27 protein-coding genes are annotated in these 24,413 nt (G+C 68.3%); 8 read left to right on the top strand and 19 right to left on the bottom strand.

The window, feature by feature from the left end; all coding sequences use genetic code 11:
* Positions 1-900: a thioredoxin gene (trxA, locus tag ACK4FB_RS07115; protein WP_409749749.1), complete on the bottom strand. Its 900-nt coding sequence runs from the start codon at positions 898-900 to the stop codon at positions 1-3.
* A gap of 78 nt (positions 901-978) precedes the next feature.
* A complete protein-coding gene (locus ACK4FB_RS07110; protein WP_409749746.1) occupies positions 979-1,497 on the bottom strand; it encodes a prolyl-tRNA synthetase associated domain-containing protein in 519 nt (172 codons plus the stop codon).
* A gap of 81 nt (positions 1,498-1,578) precedes the next feature.
* On the opposite strand from ACK4FB_RS07110, the gene ACK4FB_RS07105 reads away from it, so the two are divergent.
* Positions 1,579-2,319, top strand: coding sequence for a DUF6065 family protein (locus ACK4FB_RS07105; protein WP_409749743.1), 741 nt, complete (start codon positions 1,579-1,581; stop codon positions 2,317-2,319).
* 9 nt (positions 2,320-2,328) lie between these two features.
* On the opposite strand, the gene ACK4FB_RS07100 is transcribed toward ACK4FB_RS07105, so the two are convergent.
* The 12 genes from ACK4FB_RS07100 to ACK4FB_RS07045 form a co-directional block, all read right to left on the bottom strand.
* The gene (locus ACK4FB_RS07100) at positions 2,329-2,874 is read right to left on the bottom strand and encodes a CC0125/CC1285 family lipoprotein (RefSeq protein WP_409749740.1); all 546 of its coding nucleotides are present in this window, start codon (positions 2,872-2,874) and stop codon (positions 2,329-2,331) included.
* An 84-nt stretch (positions 2,875-2,958) separates the two neighbouring features.
* A complete protein-coding gene (locus tag ACK4FB_RS07095; RefSeq protein ID WP_409749737.1) occupies positions 2,959-3,591 on the bottom strand; it encodes a LysE family translocator in 633 nt (210 codons plus the stop codon).
* Positions 3,592-3,632: 41 nt separating this feature from the next.
* Positions 3,633-4,130 carry a hypothetical protein gene (locus tag ACK4FB_RS07090; protein WP_409749735.1) on the bottom strand — a complete coding sequence of 166 codons (498 nt, stop codon included), beginning with the start codon at positions 4,128-4,130 and terminating at the stop codon, positions 3,633-3,635.
* A gap of 76 nt (positions 4,131-4,206) precedes the next feature.
* Positions 4,207-4,671, bottom strand: coding sequence for a translation initiation factor IF-2 (locus tag ACK4FB_RS07085; protein ID WP_409749732.1), 465 nt, complete (start codon positions 4,669-4,671; stop codon positions 4,207-4,209).
* 66 nt (positions 4,672-4,737) lie between these two features.
* The gene (locus ACK4FB_RS07080) at positions 4,738-5,973 is read right to left on the bottom strand and encodes an argininosuccinate synthase (protein ID WP_409749729.1); all 1,236 of its coding nucleotides are present in this window, start codon (positions 5,971-5,973) and stop codon (positions 4,738-4,740) included.
* Between the two features lie 73 nt (positions 5,974-6,046).
* Positions 6,047-7,192 (bottom strand): aldose epimerase family protein, encoded by a 1,146-nt coding sequence (locus ACK4FB_RS07075; RefSeq protein WP_409749726.1) that lies wholly within the window; start codon positions 7,190-7,192, stop codon positions 6,047-6,049.
* Between the two features lie 68 nt (positions 7,193-7,260).
* Positions 7,261-8,352: an ABC transporter ATP-binding protein gene (locus ACK4FB_RS07070; protein ID WP_409749724.1), complete on the bottom strand. Its 1,092-nt coding sequence runs from the start codon at positions 8,350-8,352 to the stop codon at positions 7,261-7,263.
* 57 nt (positions 8,353-8,409) lie between these two features.
* The gene (locus ACK4FB_RS07065; RefSeq protein ID WP_409749721.1) at positions 8,410-9,129 is read right to left on the bottom strand and encodes an SGNH/GDSL hydrolase family protein; all 720 of its coding nucleotides are present in this window, start codon (positions 9,127-9,129) and stop codon (positions 8,410-8,412) included.
* Positions 9,130-9,253: 124 nt separating this feature from the next.
* Positions 9,254-12,061, bottom strand: a complete 2,808-nt coding sequence (locus tag ACK4FB_RS07060) for a M16 family metallopeptidase (protein ID WP_409749718.1) — start codon at positions 12,059-12,061, stop codon at positions 9,254-9,256.
* 96 nt (positions 12,062-12,157) lie between these two features.
* Positions 12,158-13,183: a Kelch repeat-containing protein gene (locus ACK4FB_RS07055; protein WP_409749715.1), complete on the bottom strand. Its 1,026-nt coding sequence runs from the start codon at positions 13,181-13,183 to the stop codon at positions 12,158-12,160.
* 19 nt (positions 13,184-13,202) lie between these two features.
* A complete protein-coding gene (gene rsmD / locus ACK4FB_RS07050) occupies positions 13,203-13,775 on the bottom strand; it encodes a 16S rRNA (guanine(966)-N(2))-methyltransferase RsmD (protein ID WP_409749712.1) in 573 nt (190 codons plus the stop codon).
* Between the two features lie 6 nt (positions 13,776-13,781).
* Positions 13,782-15,302 carry a pseudouridine synthase gene (locus ACK4FB_RS07045; protein WP_409749709.1) on the bottom strand — a complete coding sequence of 507 codons (1,521 nt, stop codon included), beginning with the start codon at positions 15,300-15,302 and terminating at the stop codon, positions 13,782-13,784.
* Between the two features lie 12 nt (positions 15,303-15,314).
* On the opposite strand from ACK4FB_RS07045, the gene tadA reads away from it, so the two are divergent.
* Both tadA and ACK4FB_RS07035 read left to right on the top strand, forming a co-directional pair.
* Entirely contained in the window at positions 15,315-15,794 is a 480-nt protein-coding gene (gene tadA, locus ACK4FB_RS07040) for a tRNA adenosine(34) deaminase TadA (protein ID WP_409750032.1), read from the top strand.
* 28 nt (positions 15,795-15,822) lie between these two features.
* Positions 15,823-16,236: an MliC family protein gene (locus ACK4FB_RS07035; RefSeq protein WP_409749706.1), complete on the top strand. Its 414-nt coding sequence runs from the start codon at positions 15,823-15,825 to the stop codon at positions 16,234-16,236.
* On the opposite strand, the gene ACK4FB_RS07030 is transcribed toward ACK4FB_RS07035, so the two are convergent.
* From ACK4FB_RS07030 to ACK4FB_RS07020, 3 genes are read right to left on the bottom strand one after another with little or no spacing between them, the layout of a single operon-like run.
* On the bottom strand, positions 16,233-16,811 hold the full coding sequence (locus ACK4FB_RS07030; protein WP_409749703.1) for a class I SAM-dependent methyltransferase: 579 nt from the start codon (positions 16,809-16,811) through the stop codon (positions 16,233-16,235). The two genes, ACK4FB_RS07035 and ACK4FB_RS07030, sit on opposite strands and share 4 nt — an antisense overlap.
* Positions 16,812-16,870: 59 nt before the next feature.
* Positions 16,871-17,983 (bottom strand): 3-dehydroquinate synthase, encoded by a 1,113-nt coding sequence (gene aroB / locus ACK4FB_RS07025; protein WP_409749700.1) that lies wholly within the window; start codon positions 17,981-17,983, stop codon positions 16,871-16,873.
* On the bottom strand, positions 17,980-18,546 hold the full coding sequence (locus tag ACK4FB_RS07020; protein WP_409749697.1) for a shikimate kinase: 567 nt from the start codon (positions 18,544-18,546) through the stop codon (positions 17,980-17,982). The genes aroB and ACK4FB_RS07020 overlap by 4 nt, the downstream gene beginning before the upstream one ends.
* A gap of 57 nt (positions 18,547-18,603) precedes the next feature.
* Between ACK4FB_RS07020 and ACK4FB_RS07015 the strand changes: the two genes are divergently transcribed.
* Entirely contained in the window at positions 18,604-19,509 is a 906-nt protein-coding gene (locus ACK4FB_RS07015) for a site-specific tyrosine recombinase XerD (RefSeq protein ID WP_409749694.1), read from the top strand.
* An 81-nt stretch (positions 19,510-19,590) separates the two neighbouring features.
* Entirely contained in the window at positions 19,591-20,541 is a 951-nt protein-coding gene (locus ACK4FB_RS07010) for an acetyl-CoA carboxylase carboxyltransferase subunit alpha (protein WP_409749692.1), read from the top strand.
* Here the strand turns inward: ACK4FB_RS07010 and ACK4FB_RS07005 are convergent.
* Complete coding sequence (locus ACK4FB_RS07005; RefSeq protein WP_409749689.1) at positions 20,538-21,059, bottom strand: hypothetical protein; 522 nt, start codon at positions 21,057-21,059, stop codon at positions 20,538-20,540. The genes ACK4FB_RS07010 and ACK4FB_RS07005 overlap by 4 nt on opposite strands.
* 43 nt (positions 21,060-21,102) lie before the next feature.
* Positions 21,103-21,900, bottom strand: a complete 798-nt coding sequence (locus ACK4FB_RS07000) for a tryptophan 2,3-dioxygenase (RefSeq protein ID WP_409749686.1) — start codon at positions 21,898-21,900, stop codon at positions 21,103-21,105.
* A gap of 105 nt (positions 21,901-22,005) precedes the next feature.
* Between ACK4FB_RS07000 and ACK4FB_RS06995 the strand changes: the two genes are divergently transcribed.
* The 3 genes from ACK4FB_RS06995 (at position 22,006) to ACK4FB_RS06985 (ending at position 24,404) form a co-directional block, all read left to right on the top strand.
* Positions 22,006-22,314, top strand: a complete 309-nt coding sequence (locus tag ACK4FB_RS06995; RefSeq protein WP_409749683.1) for a hypothetical protein — start codon at positions 22,006-22,008, stop codon at positions 22,312-22,314.
* Positions 22,296-23,837, top strand: a complete 1,542-nt coding sequence (locus ACK4FB_RS06990; protein WP_409750029.1) for a DUF885 domain-containing protein — start codon at positions 22,296-22,298, stop codon at positions 23,835-23,837. The genes ACK4FB_RS06995 and ACK4FB_RS06990 overlap by 19 nt, the downstream gene beginning before the upstream one ends.
* A gap of 108 nt (positions 23,838-23,945) precedes the next feature.
* Complete coding sequence (locus tag ACK4FB_RS06985) at positions 23,946-24,404, top strand: PA2169 family four-helix-bundle protein (RefSeq protein ID WP_409749681.1); 459 nt, start codon at positions 23,946-23,948, stop codon at positions 24,402-24,404.
* The last annotated feature ends 9 nt before the right edge of the window (positions 24,405-24,413 follow it).

The following is a 24,413-nucleotide window of genomic DNA, read 5'->3' as shown; positions in this document are numbered from 1 at the left end:
TCAGGCGAACAGGATGGAGGACAGGCGGCGGCGGCCGTCACGGGCGATCTCGGAGTTGGCGCCCGCCGCCTCGAAGATGGTCAGCAGTTGTTTGCGGGCCGCCTGATCGTTCCAGTCCCGGTCGGCGGCGACGATTTTCAGCAGGTGGTCCACCGCCGGCTCGAGTTGTCCGCCTGCGGCCAGGGCCAGGGCGAGATCAAAGCGGGCCTGATGGTCGGCGGGGTCAGCGGCCACCTTCGCTTCCTGTTCCGATGTCAGGGCGGCGGGGGCGCCGGCGCCCAGGGACAGCTGGGCCCGCACGCTGTTGACCATCGGCTCCTTGGACGGATCCGGGGCCATGGCGATGGTCTGGCGCGCCTGATCCGCGTCGCCGTCGGCCAGATAGACCCGGGCCATGCCGGCGATGGCCTTTTCGTTCTTGGGGTCCAGCTGGAGCGCCTGGGCGAAGGCCTGCGCCGCGCCGCCCAGATCGTTCAGCCCCAGCGATTCCTCACCCATAGACAGGATCTGGTCCAGATCCGACGTCCCGGAGGATTCGCCGGTCAGGCGCTCGATAAACGCGGTGATCTGGCTTTCGGGGATGGCCCCCTGGAAGCCATCGACCGGCTGGCCGTCCTTGAAGGCGTAGACGGTGGGGATGGACTGGACCCGCAGCTGGCCGGCGAAGGCGGGGTTGGCGTCCACGTCGATCTTGACCAGCTTCACCTTTCCCTTGGCGGCGCGCACGGCCTTTTCGATGGCGGGGGTCAGGGTGCGGCAGGGCCCGCACCAGGGGGCCCAGAAGTCCACGATGACCGGCTGGACTTTCGACGCCTCGACCACGTCGGTCATGAATTCGGCGTCGGAGCCGTCCTTGACGGGATCGGGGGTGTTGGCGGCGAGCGGGTCGGCGAAGGTCATCAGTGTCGTTTCCGGCAAGTGTGGTCGGTCAGTCTAACGCGTTCAAACCCAGATGGTCGCCCCTGGCGTGAAGTGCAATCAGACGGACGCGCTGAAATCCACGATCAGGGGCGGGTGGTCGGTCAGGTTCAGAAACCGGCGGAAGTCGGCCTGGCCCATGGCGGTGGTGGCGGTGTTGGTCAGGGGATGGAAGTTGACGATGTCCGCCCCGGCCAGACGATGGTCCAACACGAAGGCCACGCGGCGGGCCGTGTCATTGATGAGGCCGAAGGCGGTGACCGAACCGGGGCGCACGCCCAGGGTCTCGTACATCAGCGCCTCATTGCCGAAGGACAGCCGGTCAGCGCCGATGAGGCGGTGGGCGGACTTCAGGTCGATGGCCGTGTCCTGACGCGCCGAGACCAGCCACAGGCGCTGTTTCCTGTCCTTGAGGAACAGGTTCTTGGTGTGGGCGCCCGGCATGGCGGCCTTGATCTCCAGCCCTTCCTCGACCCGGAAGACCGGAGGATGGTCGTGAGTCACGGCCCCTAGCCCCTGTTCGGCGAACCACGCCAGCAGGCGATCGCGGTCGAAGGCGGGCGGGAGGGGATGGGTCATGGGGCCATTGGGAGCTTGAGGCGTCGGGCGTGGCGGGGATAGGGTCGCGCACCTTTCAGACTAGACCGCCGGAGCCCTCCCTTGGAACTGGAATGCTACCCCATGTCGCCCCGCCCGCCGGAGATCGTGCCCGGTCGGCCCTCGCGTGACTGGATGGACGCCTTCGCTGCGCGGCACCCCTATCGCTGCCTGCCGCTGAGCATGGCCAACACCACCGGGTGGGAGCTGTTGTGCCCCATGGGGTTCACCGCCGAATGGAACGGCGGACCGTCGCAGGCGGACATCACCCTGACCCCGGATCGGCCGCACCCGGATTTCGCAGGGTTCGTGCAGTCGCATTTTTCGCGGGGGGTGGTGACCATGCACCCTCACTACCTGTTCCGCACGCCGCCGGGGTGGGCGGTGGTGGCGTCAGGGGCGCCCAATCATGTGAAGGACGGCATCCAGGCCCTGACCGGCCTGATCGAGACCGACTGGCTGCCCTTCCCCTTCACCATGAACTGGATCTTCACGCGGCCGGGCCGGGTGAAGTTCGCCAAGGGCGAGCCCTTCTGCTTCATCACCATCGTCGAGCACAAAAGGATGGAGCAGTTCCAGCCGGTCATGAAGACCCTGGACGCCAACCCCGCCATGAAGGGCCAGTTCGACGCCTGGAACCGGGAGCGCACCAGCTTCAACAACCGTCTGGCCTCGGGGGACCCGGACGCAGCCAGGGAGGCGTGGCAGCGGTTCTATTTCAAGGGAGAGTATGCGGACGAAACGACGCCGCCGCCTGCTGACCATGTCAACAAGCGGCGGATGAAATCGCTCAGACTGTTCTGATCGAAGGGATCAGTTCATCGGCGGACGCACGACGTTCGGACCCAGGTTCTGAAGCACCTCGCGGGCATCAAACGCGTTGGGGTCACTGGGCTTGGCGCCACGACCCATCACGATCTCCGTGTTGGCCTCGAAGCGCGTCACTTCCCGAACGTCGAAACTGCGATCCCAGCTCGGCCCCCAGGGGCTCCACGGACTCCAGGAGCCGCGATGATAGAAGCGCCAGGACGGGCCCCAGTGAGGGCCATAGCGTGAGCTGAACCAGGGGTCGGGCGTGCCCACGTAGCGGGTGTCGCGTTCCGTAGAGCGGTCCACGGTCTGGAACCAGTCGAAGCCGTTCTGGGATGTCAGTTCGGCAGCCCGGTACAGCAGATACATCTCCACTGTCTCGCGTGAGGTCACGGAGTTACCGGCGAAACCGACCCGGAATCGGTTCTGCTCGATCTGCATTTCGGAATAGCCGCCGCGGGCTTGCGGACTGGCGGCCTGGTACGGGGTTGCGGTGGCGCAGGCCGTGAGGGCCAGGGCGGCGACCGAAGCCAGGATGACGCGTTTCATGAAACTCTCTCCCATTTAGCTCGATTATATCCGCCGCTGACTGAACGGTGGATGAACAGCTCCGTTCCGCTGATCCGGAAGTCCTTATAATCTCAGAAGAATAAGAACCGAGGCCAGGAGCAGTAGAGCGCCGACGCTGACGCCGAAGTTACGCTGGAATCTGGGGTCCGTCATCCGGGCTTTCAAGGCCGCTCCGCCCATGCCGTAGGCGGTCATGGTGATCATATCCATGCCGATGGTGGCGCAGGCGAAAAGGGCCAGTTGCGGGGCGGCGGAGCGGTTCACGTCCAGGAACGGCGGCAGGACCGCCGTAAAGAACAGGATGGCCTTGGGATTGGCGATCTGGACGGTGAAGCCGTCGATGAAGGCGCTGCGGCCTTTCCTGACCGGGATTTCCGAAGGCTCGGCGGCGGTGCGGAAAGCGCCGCGGATCGCCTGCACGCCCAGCCAGGCGACATAAAGCGCCCCGCCCACCGCCATCACCCGGAACGCCTCGGGGAACGCCTTGACCAGCGCACTCAGGCCGAGCGCAGCGGCGGAGAACCAGACCAGGGTGGCCGCGTTCATGCCCGCCACCGCCATGAAGACGGCCGCGCGACCCTTCTGCATGCCGGTGGCCACGGCGAAGACATTGGCGGGACCGGGCGTCATGGCCATCACCGCCATCACGCCGAGAAAGGCCAGGTAAAGGTGCGGATCGACAGGCAGGGCGTTCATGGCCGCCCTGTGCGCGCGCCCCGGTCAGCCGTCAAGCGGGATCAGGGGTGGTCGTGGGCGGGGTTCGCGGACCTTTCGGCGTTCGCCGCGCCAAAGGCCTCCGTGACCTCAGCGAAGGCTTCAGCCAGGGCGGCCTGAACCTCGACGGACGCCATGGCGCCGGCGATGTCGGCCTGGGACAGGGCGGCCTCGACCAGGGCGCCGATGTTCATGGTCTGCATCATGGTTCCGGCGGTGTTCAGGCCCATCTCGGCGGCCGACGCCGTGAAGGCCATGACGTCCGGGCCGTATTCGGTCCAGAGGGCGGCCATGCGGGTCTGTCGCTCCGCCTCGGTCAGGGTGTCGTCCTCGTCCAGCGCCTGGACCCTGGCGCCGAAGGCGGCCATGCGGGATTCCACGCCGGCCAGATCCTGTTCGAAAGCACTGGGTTCATAGCCGGGGATGACGCCGGCCATGGACCGGGTCTCGGCGTCCTGCGCGAGCGCAGGGGCGGCGGTCAACATCAGGGCGGATATCGCGACAGCGGTCAGACGCAGCATGGGAACCCTCCTCGTCGGCGAGTCAGAGTCCGCCCGCAGCGCCTTCAAGGCAAGTGACAACGCGGTAAGGTGAAGCCTACTGCGTCGGCGCCGCGTCGGGGGCCGGAGCGTCCAGGTTCTGAATCAGCCCCGCGCGAATCTGGTCGGGGATAGACCGGATGACCGGGATGGCCGAATCCCGCGCCGCATTCAGCTGCGCCAGAGCCTCGGGGTCGTCGGCGGCCTGGGCCGCCTGGCCGGCGATGAAGGCGTCGAAGTCATCGGCGAACCCCTCAATCTCAGGGCGATAGCGGGCCAGAATCTCATCCACAGCAGCCAGGGTCGCGGCCCGGTCGCCTGTGTTCGCGCGAACGGCGGCGTCCAGTTCGCGGCTCATCTGGTCCACCTGGGCGTCAAACCGGTCCGCCCGAGCCTCGAACGCGGCTTCGTCCAGCGGCGCGGGGGCCTCCTGCACGACTTGCGGGGCGGCCGCGGGCTGGGCGTGAGCGACCCCCGCCAGAACGGCGACGGCTGTCGCGGCGAGGAGGGTGCGGGTCAGCATGACGGGAACTCCGGAAACAGGGGCGGCCCCCAGAATGCCCTACCGGCCGCCTTGCTCCAAGACCGGTCAGGCCCGATCGCGGTTCTCGCGCTTGGCCAGCACCCGCAGACGCAGGGCGTTCAGCTTGATGAAGCCGGCCGCGTCCTTCTGGTCATAGGCCACGGCGCCGTCCTCGAAGGTGACCAGTTCCTGATCGTACAGGCTGTTGGGGCTCTCGCGGCCGATGACCGTCGCATTGCCCTTGTAGAGCTTGACCCGCACCTCGCCGGACACCTTGGTCTGGCTGTGGTCGATGGCCGCCTGAAGCATCTCGCGCTCGGGCGAGAACCAGAAGCCGTTGTAGATCAGGTGGGCGTATTTGACCGCCAGCTCGTCCTTCAGGTGCATGGCGCCGCCGTCCAGGGTGATGGACTCGATGCCCCGGTGCGCGGCCAGCAGGATCGCGCCGCCCGGCGTCTCATAGACCCCCCGCGACTTCATGCCGACGAAGCGGTTCTCCACCAGATCCAGTCGCCCGACGCCGTTGTCGTGGCCGTACTGGTTCAGGGCGGTCAGCAGGGTCGCCGGGCTCATGGCCTCGCCGTTGATGGAGACCGCGTCGCCCTTCTCGAAGCCGATGGTGATGACGGTGGGCGTGTCCGGCGCATCTTCCGGCGACAGGGTGCGCTGGTGCACGAACTCGGGCGCCTCGACGGCCGGATCCTCCAGCACCTTGCCCTCTGAGGAGGAGTGCAGAAGGTTGGCGTCGACGCTGAACGGGGCCTCGCCGCGCTTGTCCTTGGCGATGGGGATCTGGTGCTTCTCGGCGAACTCCAGCAGCGCCTCGCGGGACTTGAACGCCCACTCGCGCCAGGGGGCGATGACGCGGATGTCGGGCTCCAGGGCGTAGTAGCCCAGTTCGAAGCGCACCTGATCGTTGCCCTTGCCCGTGGCTCCGTGACAGACGGCGTCCGCGCCCATCTGGCGGGCGATCTCGATCTGGCGTCTGGCGATCAGCGGCCGGGCGATGGAGGTGCCCAGCAGATACTGGCCTTCATAGACCGTGTTGGCCCGGAACATGGGGAAGACATAGTCCCGCACGAACTCCTCGCGCAGGTCGTCGATGAAGATGTTCTCGGGCTTGATGCCCATCTTCAGCGCCTTCTCACGCGCCGGCGCCAGCTCCTCGCCCTGGCCCAGATCGGCGGTGAAGGTGATCACCTCCGCGCCGTATTCGGTCTGCAGCCACTTCAGGATGATGGAGGTGTCCAGACCGCCGGAGTAGGCGAGGACGACTTTCTTGGGGGCCTGATCGGCGGACATGGGCGCAAACCTGAAGAAGGCGGGGGAGGATGGCCGCGCTTAAAGAACCAATGGCCCCGTCATGCAAGGGGCGTCAGGCCTGAACCCCGAACCGATACTCATGCCGCTGGCGATAGGTTTCCCCCGGACGCAGGACGGTGGAGGGGAACTCGGGCCGGTTGGGGCTGTCCTGATAGTGCTGGGGCTCCAGGCAGAAGCCGGTGCGCGGCTGATAGACCACGCCGCCCTTGGCCGGCCAGTCGCGGATGCCGTTGGCGGTGAAGAACTGCACCCCCGGCGCGGTGGTGTGCAGTTCCATGACCCGGCCGCTGGATGGATCGCGCGACCACGACGCCAGGCGGAAATCGCCCGGCTCGCCCCGCACCACGAAATTGTGGTCGTAGCCGTTTCCGATGCGGATTTGCTCGTCATCGGCGTCGATGTCACGACCAATGGGTTTGGCCCGGCGGAAGTCGAAGGGCGTGCCCGCCACGGGCCGGATCTCGCCGGTCACCACCTTGTCGGCGTCGAAGGGGGTGAAGGCGTCGGCGGCCATCATCAACTCGTGGTCCAGGATCGGGCGCGACCCGTCGCCGGTCAGGTTGAAATAGCCGTGGTGGGTCAGGTTGACGACCGTGGGCCGGGTGGTCGTGGCGGTCATGTCGATGCGCAGGGCGCCGCCCGGCGTCAGGCGATAGATCACCTCGGTGGTCAGTTCGCCGGGGAAGCCCTGGTCCCTGTCCGGACTGATCAGGGTCAGGCGCACGCCCGGCCCGATGTCGTCGTGGATCGCTACGCCCCGCCACAGACGTCTGGCGAACCCGTCCGGCCCGCCATGGGAGGAATGGGCGCCGCCGCCGGTGTCCAGCTGCACCGTTTGCCCATCCAGCTCGAACCGCCCGCCCGCGATGCGCCCGGCGTAGCGGCCCACGATGGTGCCGAAATTGCGGTTGCGCGCGATGTAGTCCTCAAGGGTGTCCAGCCCCAGCACCACATCACCCATGACCCCGTCGCGATCCGGCGCGGTCAGGGAGACGACAATGGCGCCGTATTCGATGATCCGGGCGGCCATTCCATTGGCGGCCGTGATGTCGAAAGCCCGCACTGGCCGGCCATCGAGCATCTGGCCGAAGCGGCTTTCACTCACGCCGCCCGTGCGGGTCGGCATCGATGCGCAGGCGGACAGGCCGGTAAGGGCCAGACCTGCGGCCAGACTTCGGCGGCTGATGCTGAGGGTCATGGCGGCGCTTCCTGTGATCTTTCAAGGAAGCCTAACGGCCTTATGACACCGGTGTCGAGTAGCCGACGTCAGCGCGTCCGGCGAAAGGCCCGACCGTCCGCGTCGAACAGGTGCGCCTGATCCTGCGGCACGTGAACCGTCAGGGCCTCACCTGCCTTGGGCCGCACGTCGCCCGGCAACTGGCAGGTGATCCCTTCCCCGGCAGCGTCATGGGCCAGATAGGCGTAGGTGGCGTGGCCTAGGGTTTCGACGAAATCGGCCCGGGCGGTCAGGGCGTTGGCCCCGCCCGTCAGGGTCAGGTGCTCCGGGCGAACGCCGAGCGTGACCGGGTCGCCCGGCTTCGCCCGCGCCGCGTCCACCGACACGGTCAGCGTCTCACCCGCGGCCGTTCGAACGACGGCGCCGGCGGCGGACGCCTCCACCACCCCGGCCTTCAGGAAATTCATGCGCGGGCTGCCGATGAAGCCGGCGACGAACAGATTGTCAGGATGTTCGTAAAGGGTCATGGGCGCGCCCACCTGCTCGATGCGCCCCGCCGACAGCACCACGATCCGGTCCGCCAGGGTCATGGCCTCGACCTGATCGTGGGTGACGTAGATCATGGTGGTCTTCAGCTCGCCATGCAGCCGGGCGAACTCGTAGCGCATACGCACGCGCAGGGCCGCGTCCAGATTGGACAGGGGCTCGTCGAACAGGAAGACTTGGGGCTCGCGTACAATGGCCCGGCCGATGGCGACCCTCTGGCGCTGACCGCCGGACAGCTGTTTCGGCTTGCGATCCAGCAGGTCCGTGATGTTCAGAACCTGGGCCGCCGCATTCACCCGGCGATCGATCTCGGCCTTGTCCGTCTTCGCCAGCTTGAGGCCGAAGCCCATGTTCTGGCGCACGGTCATGTGCGGGTACAGGGCGTAGGACTGGAACACCATGGCGATGCCCCGGTCCGCCGGCGCCTCGCCGGTGACATTGCGGCCTCCGATCAGAACGTCGCCGCCGGTCAGGTCCTCAAGGCCCGCGATCAGACGCAGGAGCGTGGACTTGCCGCAGCCGGAGGGGCCGACGAAGACCACGAACTCGCCGTCCTCGATGGTCAGGTCCACGCCACGGATGACCTCCGTGGTTCCGAAGTTCTTCCTGACCCCTTCGAGCGTGACGTTCGCCATTGTTGTTCTTGTCCGTGAGCGTTTCCGGTGTTCAGGGTAAACGTTTACATAGAGGGGTCAACGCAGGGCGCGGGCCAGGCTCTCAGCCGTCAATTCGGCCCAGCAGGCATAGCCCGCGTCGTTCAGATGCAGCCCGTCCGGCCCCACGCCGCCCGCCTCCAGTCCGCTCCAGCCGGCCATGGTCCCGAACCGGTGGAACACGCCGTAGCCGACGCGCCCGGCTTCCAGCGCCGTCAGGGCGGCGAAGGCGCCCAGCGCGGGGTTGCGTCCCCGGATGAAGTCCAGGTCCCGGTCTTCGGGCACCCGCTGGGAATCGATGACGATCACGTCCGCCCCGCTGTCCGCCAGCAATTCCTGGCCCGCGCGGAAGTCCGTCAGGAAAGCGTCTTCGCTGCGGTCCTGCAGCACATCGTTTGCGCCCAGTTGCCACAGGATCAGGTCGGGCTGAGCCGCCTCGATCGCGGCGGGGAACCGGGCGGCGGTCTCCCCCGCGTTCTCACCACCGATACCCCGGTTGACGACGGTCACATCCACGCCGGGAAGACGCGCCGCAAGTCCGCGCTCGAGCAGGGGAACGAAGCTGCGTTCAGGCGCCGAGGCGCCGACGCCCTCGATGCTGGAGGATCCCATGGCCAGGATGGTCAGGCGGCCGTCGGCCGCCGCGGCGCGCGCGGCGTCCAGCGGCCGGTTCACGGTGAGGAACGCCGCGTCGGCGGGGCACTGGGCCATCAGGGGCGTGGCGGCGGCGGTCAGAAGCAGGGCGAGGAGGGTGCGCATGGAAAGCCTTTCACTGAGGCCCCCATTGAAGCGCCGTCGTCGACGCGCGCCAAGCGTGGCCGCAGACAAGAAAAAGGCCCGGCCGCCGAGGCGACCGGGCCGTTCTTCCGGATGATGACGGCGATCACTCGCCGACGGTCACCTCCTCCACAGGCAGGCCCAGCTGTTCCAGCTGGGGACGAACCACCTCGGCGTCGCCGACCACCACCCACACGAAGCGCGAGGGATCGATGACGGCGCGGGCGGCGGCGTCCAGTTCCGCGGCGGTCAGGGCGTTGTAGCGCCCGGCCACGGTCTCCCAGTAGTTGTCGGGACGACCGTACAGGGCGTTGGAGCGCATGGCCGCCAGCACCGCGTTGGAGGTCTCGAACTGACCGGCCAGCTGGCGGGTCCGGCCGGAGATCGTGCGGGTCAGTTCCTCTTCATTGACGCCGTTCTCGGTCAGGAAGGTGTTGAACTGCTCGATCATGGCGGCGATGGAGTCCCCCGTGCGGTCCGCCTGCACCGGCGCCTGGAACAGGTAGGGCGTCTGATGCTCGCGATTGCTGATCGAGGCCGAGGAGCCGTAGGACCAGCCCCGAACCTCGCGCAGCTCGGTATTGATGCGCGACAGGAAGCTGGCGCCGAGAACCTCGTTGGCGGTTTCCAGAACAAGCGTGTCGTCCTGGCCCGTCACCGGCAGGATCGTGCCCCCGAAGATGATCGACTGGGGCGACTGGGGCCGGTTGACCAGCACCACACGGGGACGGGGATCAGGAATGGCGACGTCGAAATTCTTGACGCCGCGCGGGGTCGAGGCGGCCGTCCAGGAGCCGAACCGGGCCTCCAGCATGGGCACGAGGGTCTGAAGCGGCACGTCCGCCGTGACGAAGATGCGGGCGTTATCCGGGCGGATCCAGGTCTGATGGAAATTGACCAGGTCCTCGCGCGTGATCGCCCGAACGGTGGCGGGGTCCCCAAGGCCGCTGCCGGGACGGCCGTAGGGATGATCGGCGCCGTACAGAACGACCGGGGTGACCCGTCCGCCCAGGCCGCCGGGCTGGGTCAGTTCGCTGGCGATGGAAGCCAGCTGGGTGGCGCGCAGGCGCTCCACCTCCGCAGGGTCGAAGGCGGGATTCATGATCACGTCGGCCAGAAGATCCAGCGACGGCTCAAGGTTGGGGCTCACGGCGCCCAGGCTGACGACGGTGCGGTCCATCGTGGAACCGGCGTTGATCGAGGCGCCCAGACGCTCGCGCGCCTCAGCCAGCTGAACCGAATCCAGGCTGGTGGTGCCTTCGGTCAAAAGGTTCAGCATCAGGCGCTGCGTGCCCAGGGCGTCCGAGGGATCGGCCGCCAGTCCGGCGTCGAACTCAACAGCCACCCGAACGGCCGGAACCGTGTCCGCCTGGGCGTAGACCACTTCGACGCCGTTCGACAGCGTGGCGCGCTGGATGTCCGGGAAGTCCAGGTTCTCCACCTGGGCGATCTGCGGCATCGGTTGGCGCGGCGTGGGTGTGTAGTCCTGCGGCGCGGCGGACGGCGCAGCGCCGGAAGGATCGCGGGCGGCCTCCACATAGGGTTCACGCTCGCCGGGCTCCACACGCATGGTCCAGACCGGGCGGGTCAGCCAGCGCTGCATGGCCGCCGTCACCGCCTGGGGCGTCACGGCCGCGTAGGCGTCCAGTTGCTCGCGATAGAAGGACGGGTTGCCCGCATAGAGCTGGCCCTCGGCCAGGGCCGTGGCCTTGCCGCCGAACCCGCCGACCTGCTCCAGGCCGTAGATGCGGCTCGCCACCTGATTGGTGGCCACACGCTGGACCTCGTCGGCGGTCGGGCCGTTGGCGATGAAATCCGCCATGATGGCGTCCAGGCGCTGTGAAACCGCATCGGCGTCCTCGCCCGGCTTGACGTTGACGGTCACGCTGAACATGCCCACCCGCTGGAAGGCCTGCATGGAGGCCGAAACCGAGGTGGCGGTCTGGTCGCCGCGCACCAGTTCATTGTCCAGCCGCGAGCTGGCCAGGCCGCCCAGCACCGATCCCGCCACGCTCAGGGGAATCGCGTCCTCGTCCAGCATGCCGGGAACGATCCAGCTGCGGTACAGGCGCACATTGGCGACCCGGTCGTGCATCACGCGGTTGATGGGGGCTTCCAGCGTCGGGACGTCGGCCTGCGCCGGCGTATTCACGGGGCCGGCGGGGATGCCGCCGAAATAGCGCTCGACCAGGGTCCGCGCGGTGGCGACGTCGATGTCGCCGGCCAGAACCAGAACAGCGTTGTTGGGGCCATAGTTGTCAGTGAACCACTGACGGACGTCGTCCATGGACGCGGCGTCCAGATCGGCCATGGAGCCGATGGTCGAGTGCCGGTAGGGGTGCCCCTCCGGGAACAGGTCCTCCAGCATCTGGTAGTAGACAAGGCCGTAGGGCTGATTGTCGCCCTGGCGCTTTTCGTTCTGGACCACGCCGCGCTGGTTATCCAGACGCTCCTGGCTGACCGCGCCCAGCAGGTGCCCCATGCGGTCGCTTTCCAGATACAGCGCCTGTTCCAGCGCCGGAGTCGGCACGGTCTGGAAATAGTTGGTGCGGTCGAACCAGGTGGTGCCGTTCAGGTCCGTGGCGCCCATGGCGCGGGTGTAGTTGAAATAGCTGCCCGGCGCGTTCTCCGAGCCCGCAAACATCAGGTGCTCGAACAGGTGGGCGAAGCCGGTCTGGCCCTGGGGCTCGTCCTTGGAACCCACATTGTACCAGATGGACACCGCAACCACCGGGGCCTTGCGGTCCTCGTGAACGACGACGGTCAGGCCGTTGTCGAGGGTGAACCGCTCGTAGGGGATGTCGACGCGCGCCACCAGTTCGGAGACCGGCGCCGCCTCGATAGATGGCTGTGCCCGGGCCGCGCCGGGCGCGACCAGAAGCGCGGCGAAAAGGAAAGTCAGAACACGACGCATGCGCGATACCCCCAAGGCGTTGGAAGCATGAACCCTAGCAGGCGAGCGGTCCGGCGCAATTCAGCCATCATTAAAGTTCTGAAAGATTCGGTCAGATCAGGGTGAAAACGCCTCGACCGACGCGCTGGCCTGCCCACCGCCCACCACCGACCCGCCGCCGATAGCGTAGACCGCGCCGCCAACGGCCGCCGCCGCCAGTCCGTGGCGAGGCGTAAGCATGGACGGGCCTTCAGTCCATGCGTCGCGCATGGGATCGTAGATCCAGGTCTCTGCGAACACGCCGCCCTGCCGTGACGTGTTGTCAGCCCCGAACCACTCGCCGCCGAAGACGACCAGCTGGCCGCGCGTGGGTCCCATGGCCAGACCGCCCCCGACCTGTCGTCCTGTGGACGGAGACACCGGTATGGGCGCGAGGGTGTCCCAGCGATCGGCGGCCGGGTCGTAGCGGTCCAGACGGCCCGTGCCGCCCTCCGCCACGGTGCGTCCTCCGGCCACCCAGATGACACCGTCGAGCACGCAGGCCGCAGCGCTGTTGCGCGCCATCGGCAAAGGCGCGGCCTCTTCCCATCGACCGTCCCGGGGATCGAGGATCCGGTGCGCGGCGACGTCACCCTGGTCGTTCCAACCGCCGTCGCCGGACCCGTGCGGGGCGCGCCCGCCGATCAGATGGATTCGCCCGGCGTACTCGACGCCCACAGTCTCGGCCTGGGGCGCGGGCATGGTTCCGGCCGGCGTCCAGTCCTCCTCAAGCGCCCATATGTCGGTGGTCGAGGTCCAGTCGCCCCGCTCACTCCGGCGGTAGCCGCCCAGCGCATAGGGCTTGCCGTCCGCCGCCACGATCATCGGATGGTGACGGGCCTCGGGCAGGCGCGGGCCTTCCACCCACGCATCGGAGCGGGTGTCATAGAGGGCTGTGCGATCGCTGACGTGGAAACCTTCGGGCGTCATGGCCAGTCCGCCCGCGGTGATGATCCGCTCGCCCCAGGCGGCGGCGTAGATTTCCTGGATAGCCCAGGGCATGGGCGCGCGCGGCGCCCAGTGGGCGCCCTGCCGCGCATGGGCGGCGGCAGATGTAAGGGCCACGGCCCCGGCGGCGGTCATGAGGGTGCGGCGGCTGATCATGGGCGTGAGCCTAACCCGGTTATGCGCCGCCCGCGACTCTCAGAAACAGCACCCGCGCGGCGCCATAGTCGCGGGTGTCCAGGCGCTCGTAGCCGGGGGTTTTGATCTCCGGCTCGTCCGATCCGCGCTCGAGGATCACGAGGGCGTCCGGCGCCAGCCAGCTTCCCTCGAGCAGACGAGCCAGCGCCTGTTCACCGAGGCCCTGACCATAGGGGGGATCAAGGAAGGCGATGTCGAAGGCCTCGCCCGCCGAGCCCGGTCTCACGCCCAGATCCACGGCGCTGCGGCGATGGACGCGGCAGGCGCCGAACAGGCCGAACGCCTCCATGTTGTCGCGGATGGCGCCGCGCGCCCCGTCGTCGGTCTCCACGAACAGCGCGAAGGTCGCGCCGCGCGACACGGCCTCGAACCCCAAGGCGCCGGAGCCGGCGAACAGGTCGATCACCCGCGCGCCGTCGAGACTACGGCCCCACGAGGCATGCTCGATCACATTGAAGACGGCCTGACGGGCGCGGTCGGAGGTGGGACGCGTGCCCTGCCCCTCCGGTGCGACGATGGCCCGGCCCCTGAACTGTCCGGCGACGATCCGCATGGAGGCTTACGAGCGTCCGCGCGGGCCGCCGGGACCACGGGGCTTGCCGCCGCCGGAAGGACGGTCGCTGCCAGAGCGCGGACCCGCTGAGCGCGGGGCGAAGGGACGTCCGCCCGGCTTTGCGCCGGGCTTACCGCCGCGCGGTCGGTCGGCGCCGCCGTCACGAGGCTTGAAGTCGCGCTTCGGTCGGTCGCCGTCGGCGCGGGGCGCGCGGTCATCGCGGGGCTTGAAGTCGCGCTTGGGACGATCACCCCCGGCGCGGGGCGCGCGGTCTTCACGCGGCTTGAAATCGCGGCGGGGACGTTCGCCGTCCGCCCGCTCCTCGCGGGGCTTGAACGGACGCTTGGGCCGGTCGCCGCCCGGGCTGCTGCGGGGCTTGGCCTTGGCCCAGCCTTCCTTCTTGGCGGGACGCTTCTCGGCCTCCTCGACCGCCGCCTCGGCTGCGCGGGTGCGGCTGGGCTTGCGCGAGGGGTCCGACATGGGCGAGCCGGACTTGCCGCGCACCACCGATCCCGACGGGCGGCGGCCGGGAACCGGCGCGGGGGTCTCGACCGTATTGCCCTGGGGCAGATTCTCGGGGCGGATGTACTGGGCCAGCATCTCGCGGATCACGCGGGGGCCCACCTCCTCCACATGGCCGGTGTCCAGCGTGCCCAGCTGGAACGGGCCATAGGCCAGACGGATCAGCCGGTTCACCGTCAGCCCGACGGATTCCAGCACCTTGCGGACCTCGCGGTTCTTGCCCTCGGTGATCGAGACGCTGATCCACAGATTGGCCGGCGCCCGGCTGTCGGCGTCGGCGGCCTTTTCCTTGACCTTGTCCAGGGTCGCCTCGATGGGGCCGTAGCGTTCGCCGTCGACGGTGACGCCGTCCTTCAGCTTGTCCAGTTGCTCCTGGGTGATGCGGCCCCGGGCGCGGGCCCGATACTGACGCACCAGCGCCGACGTGGGCAGCTCCAGCGCCCGGGCCAGCTCCCCGTCATTGGTCAGCAGCAGCAGGCCTTCGGTGTTGATGTCCAGCCGCCCCACCGAGATCACGCGGGGCAGGCCCGCAGGCATGGCGTCGAACACGGTCGGTCGCCCGGCGGGGTCGTTGTGGGTGGTCAGAAGACCCACCGGTTTGTTGTAGCGCCAGACCCGGGTGGCGGCGATGGTGCCGATGGGCTTGCCGTCCACGGTGATGACGTCGTCGCGGGTGACCAGGGTGGCGGGCGTGTCCAGGATGCGGCCGTTCACCGCCACCTTGCCAAGGCCGATCAGGCGCTCCACCTCGCGGCGCGAGGCGATGCCGGCGCGGGCCATGACCTTGGCGATGCGCTCCTGACGCAAGGGCGCCTTGGGGGCGTCCCGGTCGTCCTTGCCGCCCGGCTTGCCGCCGGGCCGCCCCGGTCCTTTGGAGAACGAGGACTTGGAGTCGTCCCTTTTCCCGCTATGAGGGGGGCTCTTCTTGCCGCCGGGGCCGCCGAAACGCTTTTCGGCCTGGCCCGGTCGGGGCGTCTTGTCGGTGTCTTTGAAATGGCGGACCATGATGAGCGGTTCATGCGCACGGCGCTTGATCTAGCGCAAGCCGCAGCGGAGGCCGGAGAGGTCCCTGTGGGCGCAATTGTCGTCGATGAGACCACCGGAAAGGTGATCGGAACCGGCGCCAACCGCCCGGTCGCCCTCAACGACCCCACCGCCCACGCCGAGGTGCGCGCCATCCGGGAGGCGGCCGAGAGCCTGCAGAATTACCGCCTCACCGACCTGACCCTTTATGTGACGCTGGAGCCCTGCGCCATGTGCGCCGGCGCCATCAGCCACGCCCGCATCGGCCGGGTGGTCTGGGCCGCCGACGACCCCAAGGGCGGGGCGGTGATCCACGGCCCCCGCTTCTTCGATCAACCCACCTGCCATTCCCGGCCGGGCGTGGAAGGCGGCGTCCTGGCCGGAGAGGCGAGCGCCCTGCTGAAGGGTTTCTTCGCGGCGCGTCGAAAATCCGGACAGCGCCCGGAGGAACAGGGATCGCCCGAGCCGCGTTGAGCTTCAGCCTGAAACAGCAAAGGTCGCCATGGTGCGCGCTTGCCTGATTATTCCCCTTGCCCTGTCCTTCGCGGTCCTGGCGGCCTGTGGTCCTGAACCGGGCGAGGCGCCCACGGACAGCGACGAGGTGCGCGAGCGGGCGCTGGAGGCGCAGACCGCGCGAAAGCGGACAGGTGCCGAGATTCAGGAGCGCATCCTGACCCGCACCGTGCGCGCGGTCTATCTGTGCAACAACGGGGAACGCCTCAGCGTGGACTTCGACAACGCCCGCCGCATGGCCACGGTGCGCCAGGCCAGCGGTCAGGCGGTGGATTTGCGCCAGCAACAGGCCGGCGAGGGAATCTGGTACACAGCCAGCGGCTACGAACTGCGGGGCGAAGGGGCCATGGCCACCTGGACCGCCGAGAATCGTGAAGCCACCACCTGCCGGGCCGTCGACTAGGCCGGTTTTTCAAAGAGGGCGACCAGCGGGCCATGCAGACCCACCCGCCAACCGAACCGGTGTGCGATCCACGTCATGGTCCGATCTGAATAGAACACCACGTGGCTGGGCTGGCGGCGATAACGCCAGCCCGCGAAGTCCCGCCCGGGCGTCAGGCGCTCGGTCATGACCGAGAGGAAACCGCCGGGCGTCAGCATGGCGTCCAGATGCGCGAACACTTCTCCGGGCCGGTGCAGGTGCTCCACGACCTCCGTGCAGGTGATGAAATCATAGATCCGGATCAGCATGGCGGGATCTGACCGGAAGACGGGGTCATAGTCCGCCGTCGGGTGGCCGGCCTCGGCCAGCATGAGCGACAGGGTCGGCCCCGGCCCGCAGCCGAAATCCAGCCCTTGCGCACCCGGCTTCAGGCGCGGCAGCAGCGGATCCAGAGCCTGTTGCAGGAAGGCGCGGTAGCGGACGTCGCCCGGGTCGTTCCGGTGCAGAGCGTATTCGGCGCGCTCCTCTTCCGGCGACGGACGCTGCGCCGGATCAAGGAAGGTCAGGTCGCAGGTCTCGCAGCGGAAATAGCGCAAGCCCCCGATGTCGGCGAAGGACGGCCCGTTCGCCGCAGCGCACAGGGGACAGGCGGGCTTCAGGCCGCGCCCTCTGCGATGAGGAACGCACGCACCTTGTCCGGATCGACTCCCTTGACCACTTCGGCCCGGCCGATCCCGCGCGCAAGGATGAACGTCAGGGCGCCGCCTTCGGCCTTCTTGTCCCCGGCCATCAGGGCGATCAGGCGGTCCGCGTCGAAGGCGCCCGCCTCATTCAGCCGGACGGGCAGACCCGCCGCCGCGGTGACGGCTTCCACGCGCCAGGCGTCACTCTCATCGCACAGGCCCAGCCGCGCCGAGAACCGGAACGCCATGCAGCAGCCCAGGGCCACGGCCTCCCCGTGGGTCAGCGCCGCGTCGTAGCCCCGCGCGGTCTCCAGCGCGTGGCCGAAAGTGTGGCCCAGATTCAGCAGGGCCCGGCGGCCCGCCTCCTTCTCGTCTTCGCTGACCACGGCCGCCTTGATCCGCACCGAGCGCACCACAGCCTCGGTCAGGGCGGCCGGATCGCCCGAGGCGCCGCCGGCCCCCTCTCCACCCAGCCAGTCAAAGAAATCAGCGTTGCAGATCAGGCCGTGCTTGAGCACCTCGGCCCAGCCCGAGCGCAGTTGCCGGTCCGGCAGGGTCTTCAGAACATTGATGTCAGCCAGCACCAGACGCGGCTGGTGGAACGCGCCCACCAGATTCTTGCCGCGCGGGGTGTCGATGGCGGTCTTGCCGCCCACCGAGGAATCCACCTGGGCCAGAAGGGTCGTGGGCGCCTGAATGAAATCGATCCCGCGCATGTAGAGCGCCGCCGCCAGCCCGGCCAGGTCGCCCACCACGCCCCCGCCCAGGGCCACGATCATGTCTCTGCGGTCCAGCCCCGCCTCGGCGCATTGATCCAGAACCCGCTCCAGATGCGTAAACGACTTGGACGCCTCGCCCGCCGGAACCGTGGCCAGTCCGGCCTCGACGCCGTGCGCCTTCAGTCCCGCCATCAGGACCGGGGCGTGAAGCGCCGCCACCGTCTCGTCCGACACGATCAGGACGCGGGGCTGTTTCAGCAGGGCGGCGATGCGCGCGGGGCCCGCCGCAGCATCTGCCAGAAGGCCGGACCCGACCACCACGTCATAGGGGGCAAAGCCAGCGCCGGAGACTGAAATCGCCGTCATGCGCCGGGCTCCGCCTGGTGATCCTTCAGCGCCTTGATGATCGCCTCCACCGCCTCGGCGTGGGCGCCGCCGCCCGTCTCAACCACCAGGTCGGCCTCGGCGTATATGGGATAGCGCGCCTCGGCCAGACCCTTGAGGATCTCGGTCGGGTCCTTGCCGCGCAGCAGGGGCCGGGTGTCCCGCCTGGCGACCCGCCGGGCGACGATGCTCAAATCCGCCTTCAGCCAGACGGTGACGGCGTGGCGCTTAAGATGCGCCCGGGTGTCGGGATTCAACATGGCCCCGCCCCCGGTGGCCAGCACGATAGGCCGGCCTTCCAGCAGTCGGCGCATGACGCGGGCCTCGCCGTCGCGGAAGGCGGCCTCGCCCAGGGTGGCGAAGATGTCGGACACGCTCATGCCCGCCGCTTCCTCGATCTCGTCGTCGGCGTCGCAGAATTTCATGCCCAGCCGCGACGCCAGCCGTCGGCCCACGGTGGATTTTCCCACCCCCATCAGCCCGACCAGGGCTATGGTGCGCGTGTTCAGGCGTTTCAGTTCCGAGGCGGAGAGGACGGCGGTCATGATCGGTGAAACCCTTGCACGACCCGTCGTTCGCCGCCAACCGCCGATGAGGCTTTCGTGACGGTTTCCCCCGCCACGCCCCAGATCGAGGCTTTCCTTGAGATGATGGCGGTGGAGCGCGACGCCTCGCCCCACACCCTGTCGGCGTACGCTCGCGACCTGAACGACGCCGAGGGGGCCACCTCAGGGGGGCTCATGGCCGCCGACGAGACGGCCATCGAGGGCTGGTTCGCGGACCTGTCGCGGCGGGGCCTGTCGCCCGCCACCCAGGCCCGGCGCCGTTCCGCCGTCCGCCAGTTCTACCGCTTCGCTCTGGCGGAGGGCTGGCGCGCGGACGACCCGTCCCGCCGTCTGGACGCCCCCAGACAGGGCCGCTCCCTGCCCAGGACCCTGAGCCGCGACGAGATCGAGCGCCTGATCGCCGCCGCCTCGGCGCGGGAGGGCGCCGCAGGCGTGCGCCTCATCTGCCTGATGGAGCTCGCCTACGCCTCGGGCCTGCGGGTTTCCGAGTTGCTGGGCCTGAAGGTTCAGGCCGTCCGGCGCGATCCCACCCATCTGATCGTGCGCGGCAAGGGCGGCAAGGAGCGACTGGCCCCCCTGAATGACGCCGCCCGCACGGCGGTGAAGGCCTGGCTGGTCCAGCGCGACGCGGACAAGGCCCGGGCCGACAGTCCGTGGCTGTTCCCCTCGGGCGGCAGGAGCGGCCATCTGACCCCCCGCCGGTTCGCCCAACTGCTGGACCAGGCGGCCATGGACGCCGGGATCGACCCTGCCCGGGTCAGCCCCCACGTGCTGCGCCACGCCTTCGCCACCCACCTGCTGGAAGGGGGCGCAGACCTGCGCATCGTCCAGACCCTGCTGGGCCACGCCGACATCGCAACCACCCAGATCTACACCCACGTGGCCACCGACCGCCTGACCCAGGTGATGACCAGCAAGCACCCCTTGGCCAAAGGCGACTGAGCCTTCTGAACCCGTGCTTGCCCGCACGCGTTGACGGCTCTAGGTTCCGCCGCTTCCCGATCAGCCGCCCACCGGACATCCATGGCCGCCCGTCACTACCTCGATTTTGAAAAGCCGATCGCCGATCTCGAGGCCAAGATCGAGGAACTGAGCCTGCTGTCCGAATCCGCCGGGTCGTTCGAGACCGAGGTGGCCGGCCTGCGGAAAAAGGCGGAACAACTCCGCAAGAAGACCTACGCAGAGCTTGACCCGTGGCGGAAGACACAGGTGGCGCGCCACCCCCAGCGCCCGCACCTGGGCGACTATCTGGCGGGCCTGTTCACCGACTTCACCGAACTGCACGGCGACCGCAAATTCGGCGACGATCAGGCCATCATCGGTGGGCTGGGCCGGTTCCGGGGCCAGGCTTGCGTGGTCATGGGCCACGAGAAGGGCCACGACACCGCCTCCCGCCTGACGCACAATTTCGGCATGGCCCGGCCCGAGGGCTACCGCAAGGCGGTGCGCCTGATGGACATGGCCGAGCAGTTCGGCCTGCCGGTGCTGACCTTTGTCGACACCGCCGGCGCCTATCCCGGCCTCGGCGCCGAGGAGCGCGGCCAGGCCGAGGCCATCGCCCGCTCGACCGAACGGGGCCTGACCCTGGCCACGCCCATGATCGCTACGGTGACCGGCGAGGGCGGATCGGGCGGCGCCATTGCGCTCGCCGCCGCCAACCGGGTGCTGATGCTGGAGCACTCCATCTATTCGGTGATCTCGCCGGAGGGCGCCGCGTCGATCCTGTGGCGCGACGGCGCGCGGGCGAAGGACGCGGCCGCCGCCATGAAGATTACCGGCCCGGACCTGATCGACCTCAAGATCGTGGACCGCCTGATCCCCGAACCGCTCGGCGGCGCGCACGCCGACCCCGCAGCCGCCATCCAGACGGTGGGTGATGTGGTCGAGGAGGAGCTGAAAGCGCTCATGGCCCTGTCGCCGGAGGCCCTGAAGGCCCAGCGCGCCGATCGGTTCTACGCCATCGGCCGCTTCTAGCCTGCGATCTCCCGGCATTCCGCAACGAAGGCGGCCCTGTCCGTTTCGGGCACGGCGGGAAACGGCCCCAGATTCTGTGCGCCGTAATTGAAGGCGATCTCGCCGCCGGCCTCGATCCTCCCCAGCAGGTCGGCGGGAATATCGCCGGACGCCTCCACGCCCCGTTCCCGCACCGCTTCCAGATTCGCCGCCAAGGCGTAGGCCTCGTCACCCGCGCCGATCGTGAACCGGTCCTCGCTCATGATCGGCTGGAAGCGATCGCTTTCGACCCGCAGCCGGGCCGGGGCGCGTATACAGGCGACGGCGGCGATCAGGTCGCCTTCTTCCTCCAGCCTGAGGGCGACGCCCTCTCCTGACGTGATCCGCGACCAGTCCGCCCCGGCGAATGGCGGCTCCGCCGCAGGGGCGACGCCTTTCGTCCGGGTCGTGGGCGATTGGGGCGCGAGAGGCTCGCTGTCGCCGCAGGCCGCCAGCAGCAGGGCGCCCATCACGAAGGCGGATATCCGGAAGACGCTCATGGCGGGTCCTTTTCGTAGCCATGGCCGCAACGGGCAGGCGCGCCTACAGTTTCGTGCGCAGGGACCACAGTTCGGGAAAACAGCGTTTCTCCAGCGTCTTCGCCAGATAAGCGACGCCTTCGGTGCCGCCTGTTCCAGGGCGCCGGCCGATGATGCGCTCGACGGTGATGACGTGCTTGTGCCGCCAGGTGATCAGCGCATCGTCCAGATCCACCAGCTTCTCCGCCAGCTGATACAGCTCCCACCAGCGCGCGGTGTCGCGGTAGACTTCCAGCCACGCGGCCTCGACCTCGGGATGGGCTTCGTAAGGCTGGCTGACGTCGCGGGTCAGCACCGCGTCGGGCACGGGAAGCCCCGCTTTCGCCAGTTGATGAATGGCGTCGTCATAGAGACTTGGAGCCTCGATGGCCGTCTTGAGCGCCGCATGGGCGTCGGGCCGGTCCTCATGGAAGCGCAGGAAGCGCGCGTCCTTGAGGCCCAGCATGGCCTCAATGCGGCGGAACTGGTCGCTCTGGAAACCAGAGGACGTGCCCAGGGCGTCGCGAAACCGCAGGTAATCGGCGGGCGTCATGGTCGCCAGGATGTCCCAGGTCTGGGTCAGAACGCTCTGGATGCGCGAAACGCGGGCCATGCTCTTGTAGGCCGGGATCAGGTCGCCCGCCCGGACCAGGGTCTGGGCGTAGCCGATCTCGTGCAGGATCTGTTTGAGCCACAGCTCCTTGGCCTGGTGGATGATCACGAACAGCATCTCGTCGTGCTGGTCCGTCAGCGGATTCTGCGCGCCCAGCACCTGATCCAGGGTCAGATAGCGGGCGTAGGTCATGTCTGCAGGTTGGGTCATGGGCCTCTATCCCCCGGCTTGGCCCGGGCCTCAAGCGCGCTTGCCCCGACCGGACCCGGTCCATACGGTGAATCCATCAAAAATCAGGCTTTCAGGGAAACGCCCATGCGTCGTCTTCTGCTCACCACCGCGGTTCTGACCGCCTTCGCCGCCGCTTCGCCGGTCCTGGCGCAACAGGCCCAGACCGCCGCCGCCCAGGCGCCGGCCCAGTCGCAGGATGAGCGCCTGCTGGCCTTCTTCGAAGCGGCGTTTCAGGAGCAGATCGCGCAGAGCCCCCAGCAGATGACGTCCCTTGGCATCAAGCGCGACTATGACCGGCTCAATGACTACAGCGACTCGGCGGCGGCAGACCGTCTGGAGATGGCCGAGCGCCATCTGGCGCGGCTCCAGGCCGAATCGACTACGAGGCCCTGAACCACCAGAACCAGCTGAGCTGGCGCCTGTTCGAGCATGGGGTGGAGCAGCAACGCGCCGCCTTCCCCTTCCGTCGTCACAATTTCCCCTTCGCCGCCAACGGCAATCCCACCAGCTCCCTGCCGGTGTTCATGATCAACAGCCACCGGGTGGACTCCGTCGAGGACGCCCGCGCCTATGTGGCGCGCCTCGCCGAGGCGGAGCGGGTCATGGGCGAGATTTCGGCCAATGTGCTGGCCGCCGCCGACGCGGGCATCGTCTCGCCGGCCTTCGTGTTCGAACCGACCATCAACGACACCCGCAACGTGGTTTCCGGCGCGCCGTTCGATGACGGCGCGGACAATCCGGTGTGGGCCGATTTCCAGCGCAAGATCGCGGCGCTGGACGCGTCGGACAGCGAAAAGGCCGAACTGATCGAGGCGGGACGCGCTGCCCTGACCGGGCCGTGGCTGCGGGGCTATCAGCAGATTCTGGGCACGCTGGCGACCCTCCAGGCGCGCGCCGACAGCAATGAGGGCGTCTGGCGCCTGCCGGATGGCGAGGCCTATTACGCCCAGCGAGTGGCGGCCTCCACCACCACTGACCTGACGCCGCAGCAGATTCACCAGATCGGCCTGGACGAGGTGGCCCGCATCCAGGGCGAGATGGAGGTGATCAAGAACGCCGTGGGCTTTGACGGCTCGCTGCAGGACTTCTTCGCCTTCATCAAGACCGACCCGCAGTTCCAGTTTCCCAACACCGCCGAGGGCCGCGAAGCCTATCTGGCCGAGGCGCGCCAGCATGTGGCCAACGCCATGGATGTGGCGCCGCGCTTTTTCCACACCCTGCCCGAGGCCGAGCTGGAGGTGCGGGCGGTCGAGGAGTGGCGTCAGGCGACGGCGTCGGTGGCGTTCTACAACCGCCCTGCCCCCGACGGATCGCGGCCGGGCATCTACTACGTCAACCTGGCCGACATGACCCAGGTGCTGCGGCCCCAGATCGAGGGCATCAGCTACCATGAGGGCGCGCCGGGCCATCACTTCCAGATCGCGGCGGCCCAGGAGCTGGAAGGCGTGCCCAGTTTCCGCCGCTTCGGCGGCTACGGCGTCTATTCGGAGGGCTGGGGTCTTTATTCCGAATGGCTGGGCCGCGAGATGGGGTTCTATCAGGATCCCTATTCGGACTTCGGCCGGCTGTCGCTGGAGCTGTGGCGGGCGGCGCGCCTGGTGACCGACACGGGCCTGCACGCCATGCGGTGGAGCCGTGAGGACGCGATCGCCTACTTCCAGCAGAACTCGCTCCTGTCCGAGCTGGACATCGTCAAGGAGGTGGAGCGCTACATCACCAATCCGGGCCAGGCGGTCAGCTACAAGATCGGCCAGATCCGGATTATGGAGCTGCGTCGCCGGGCCGAGGCGGCGCTGGGCGACGACTTCGACGTACGGGATTTCCATGCGGTGGTTCTGGGCGACGGCGCGGTGCCCCTGAACGTGCTGGAGGCCAATGTGGAGGCCTGGATCTCAGGCGGCAGCGGACGGCCCTGATCGACGGGAGACTGTACAGGCGACCGGCCTGGCGTTCAGGTCGGTCGCAACCATTTGGCCTCCGCAGCGGTTGTTCAGGCTCACCATCCCCACTCCAAGGAGGACGCCATGAGCACCCCCAACGATCACGACATCAAGGTTCTGAACGGCCTGATCGAAACCACCCTCGACAGCGCCGACGGCTATCGCGAGGCCGCCAAGGAAACCGAGAACGCCGGGTTCCGCGCCCTGTTCGAGCAACGCAGCTTCGAGCGCCAGAAGGTGGCCGGCGACCTTCAGGGAACCGTTCGCCAGCTTGGCGGCGAGCCCGAGGACGACGGCACGGTCCTGGCCAAGGCCCACCGCGCCTTCCTGGACGTCAAGCACGCCATCCTCAAGGATGAGCAGGCCGTGGTGAACTCGGTCGAGAACGGCGAGGATCACATCAAGGCCAAGTACGAAAAGGCCATCGAGGACACCGACCTGTCGGCCACCACTCGCGAGACCATCACCCGCGCCTACGGCTCGGTGCGTGAGGGCCACGACCAGATGCGCGACATCAAGCACGCCATGCAGGCGAAGAACTGATCAGCGCCA

This window comes from Brevundimonas sp., from assembly GCF_046299535.1.
In the GTDB taxonomy this organism is placed as follows: domain Bacteria; phylum Pseudomonadota; class Alphaproteobacteria; order Caulobacterales; family Caulobacteraceae; genus Brevundimonas.
Note: the sequence above shows the minus strand (reverse complement) of the source record. Positions and strands in the feature narration are given on the sequence as shown.

Excerpts from the sequence above, each read along its gene's own strand:
- ACK4FB_RS07075 (WP_409749726.1), bottom strand. The coding sequence starts at position 7,192 with ATGACCCTCAGCATCAGCCGCCGAAGTCTGGCCGCAGGTCTGGCCCTT.
- ACK4FB_RS06985 (WP_409749681.1), top strand. The coding sequence starts at position 23,946 with ATGAGCACCCCCAACGATCACGACATCAAGGTTCTGAACGGCCTGATC.
- tadA (WP_409750032.1), top strand. The coding sequence starts at position 15,315 with ATGCGCACGGCGCTTGATCTAGCGCAAGCCGCAGCGGAGGCCGGAGAG.
- aroB (WP_409749700.1), bottom strand. The coding sequence starts at position 17,983 with ATGACGGCGATTTCAGTCTCCGGCGCTGGCTTTGCCCCCTATGACGTG.
- ACK4FB_RS07070 (WP_409749724.1), bottom strand. The coding sequence starts at position 8,352 with ATGGCGAACGTCACGCTCGAAGGGGTCAGGAAGAACTTCGGAACCACG.
- ACK4FB_RS07020 (WP_409749697.1), bottom strand. The coding sequence starts at position 18,546 with ATGACCGCCGTCCTCTCCGCCTCGGAACTGAAACGCCTGAACACGCGC.
- ACK4FB_RS07085 (WP_409749732.1), bottom strand. The coding sequence starts at position 4,671 with ATGCTGACCCGCACCCTCCTCGCCGCGACAGCCGTCGCCGTTCTGGCG.
- ACK4FB_RS07090 (WP_409749735.1), bottom strand. The coding sequence starts at position 4,130 with ATGCTGCGTCTGACCGCTGTCGCGATATCCGCCCTGATGTTGACCGCC.
- ACK4FB_RS07080 (WP_409749729.1), bottom strand. The coding sequence starts at position 5,973 with ATGTCCGCCGATCAGGCCCCCAAGAAAGTCGTCCTCGCCTACTCCGGC.
- ACK4FB_RS07100 (WP_409749740.1), bottom strand. The coding sequence starts at position 2,874 with ATGAAACGCGTCATCCTGGCTTCGGTCGCCGCCCTGGCCCTCACGGCC.
- ACK4FB_RS07005 (WP_409749689.1), bottom strand. The coding sequence starts at position 21,059 with ATGAGCGTCTTCCGGATATCCGCCTTCGTGATGGGCGCCCTGCTGCTG.
- ACK4FB_RS07000 (WP_409749686.1), bottom strand. The coding sequence starts at position 21,900 with ATGACCCAACCTGCAGACATGACCTACGCCCGCTATCTGACCCTGGAT.
- ACK4FB_RS07010 (WP_409749692.1), top strand. The coding sequence starts at position 19,591 with ATGGCCGCCCGTCACTACCTCGATTTTGAAAAGCCGATCGCCGATCTC.
- ACK4FB_RS07110 (WP_409749746.1), bottom strand. The coding sequence starts at position 1,497 with ATGACCCATCCCCTCCCGCCCGCCTTCGACCGCGATCGCCTGCTGGCG.
- ACK4FB_RS07045 (WP_409749709.1), bottom strand. The coding sequence starts at position 15,302 with ATGGTCCGCCATTTCAAAGACACCGACAAGACGCCCCGACCGGGCCAG.
- ACK4FB_RS07065 (WP_409749721.1), bottom strand. The coding sequence starts at position 9,129 with ATGCGCACCCTCCTCGCCCTGCTTCTGACCGCCGCCGCCACGCCCCTG.
- trxA (WP_409749749.1), bottom strand. The coding sequence starts at position 900 with ATGACCTTCGCCGACCCGCTCGCCGCCAACACCCCCGATCCCGTCAAG.
- rsmD (WP_409749712.1), bottom strand. The coding sequence starts at position 13,775 with ATGCGGATCGTCGCCGGACAGTTCAGGGGCCGGGCCATCGTCGCACCG.
- ACK4FB_RS07095 (WP_409749737.1), bottom strand. The coding sequence starts at position 3,591 with ATGAACGCCCTGCCTGTCGATCCGCACCTTTACCTGGCCTTTCTCGGC.
- ACK4FB_RS07060 (WP_409749718.1), bottom strand. The coding sequence starts at position 12,061 with ATGCGTCGTGTTCTGACTTTCCTTTTCGCCGCGCTTCTGGTCGCGCCC.
- ACK4FB_RS06995 (WP_409749683.1), top strand. The coding sequence starts at position 22,006 with ATGCGTCGTCTTCTGCTCACCACCGCGGTTCTGACCGCCTTCGCCGCC.
- ACK4FB_RS07055 (WP_409749715.1), bottom strand. The coding sequence starts at position 13,183 with ATGATCAGCCGCCGCACCCTCATGACCGCCGCCGGGGCCGTGGCCCTT.
- ACK4FB_RS07035 (WP_409749706.1), top strand. The coding sequence starts at position 15,823 with ATGGTGCGCGCTTGCCTGATTATTCCCCTTGCCCTGTCCTTCGCGGTC.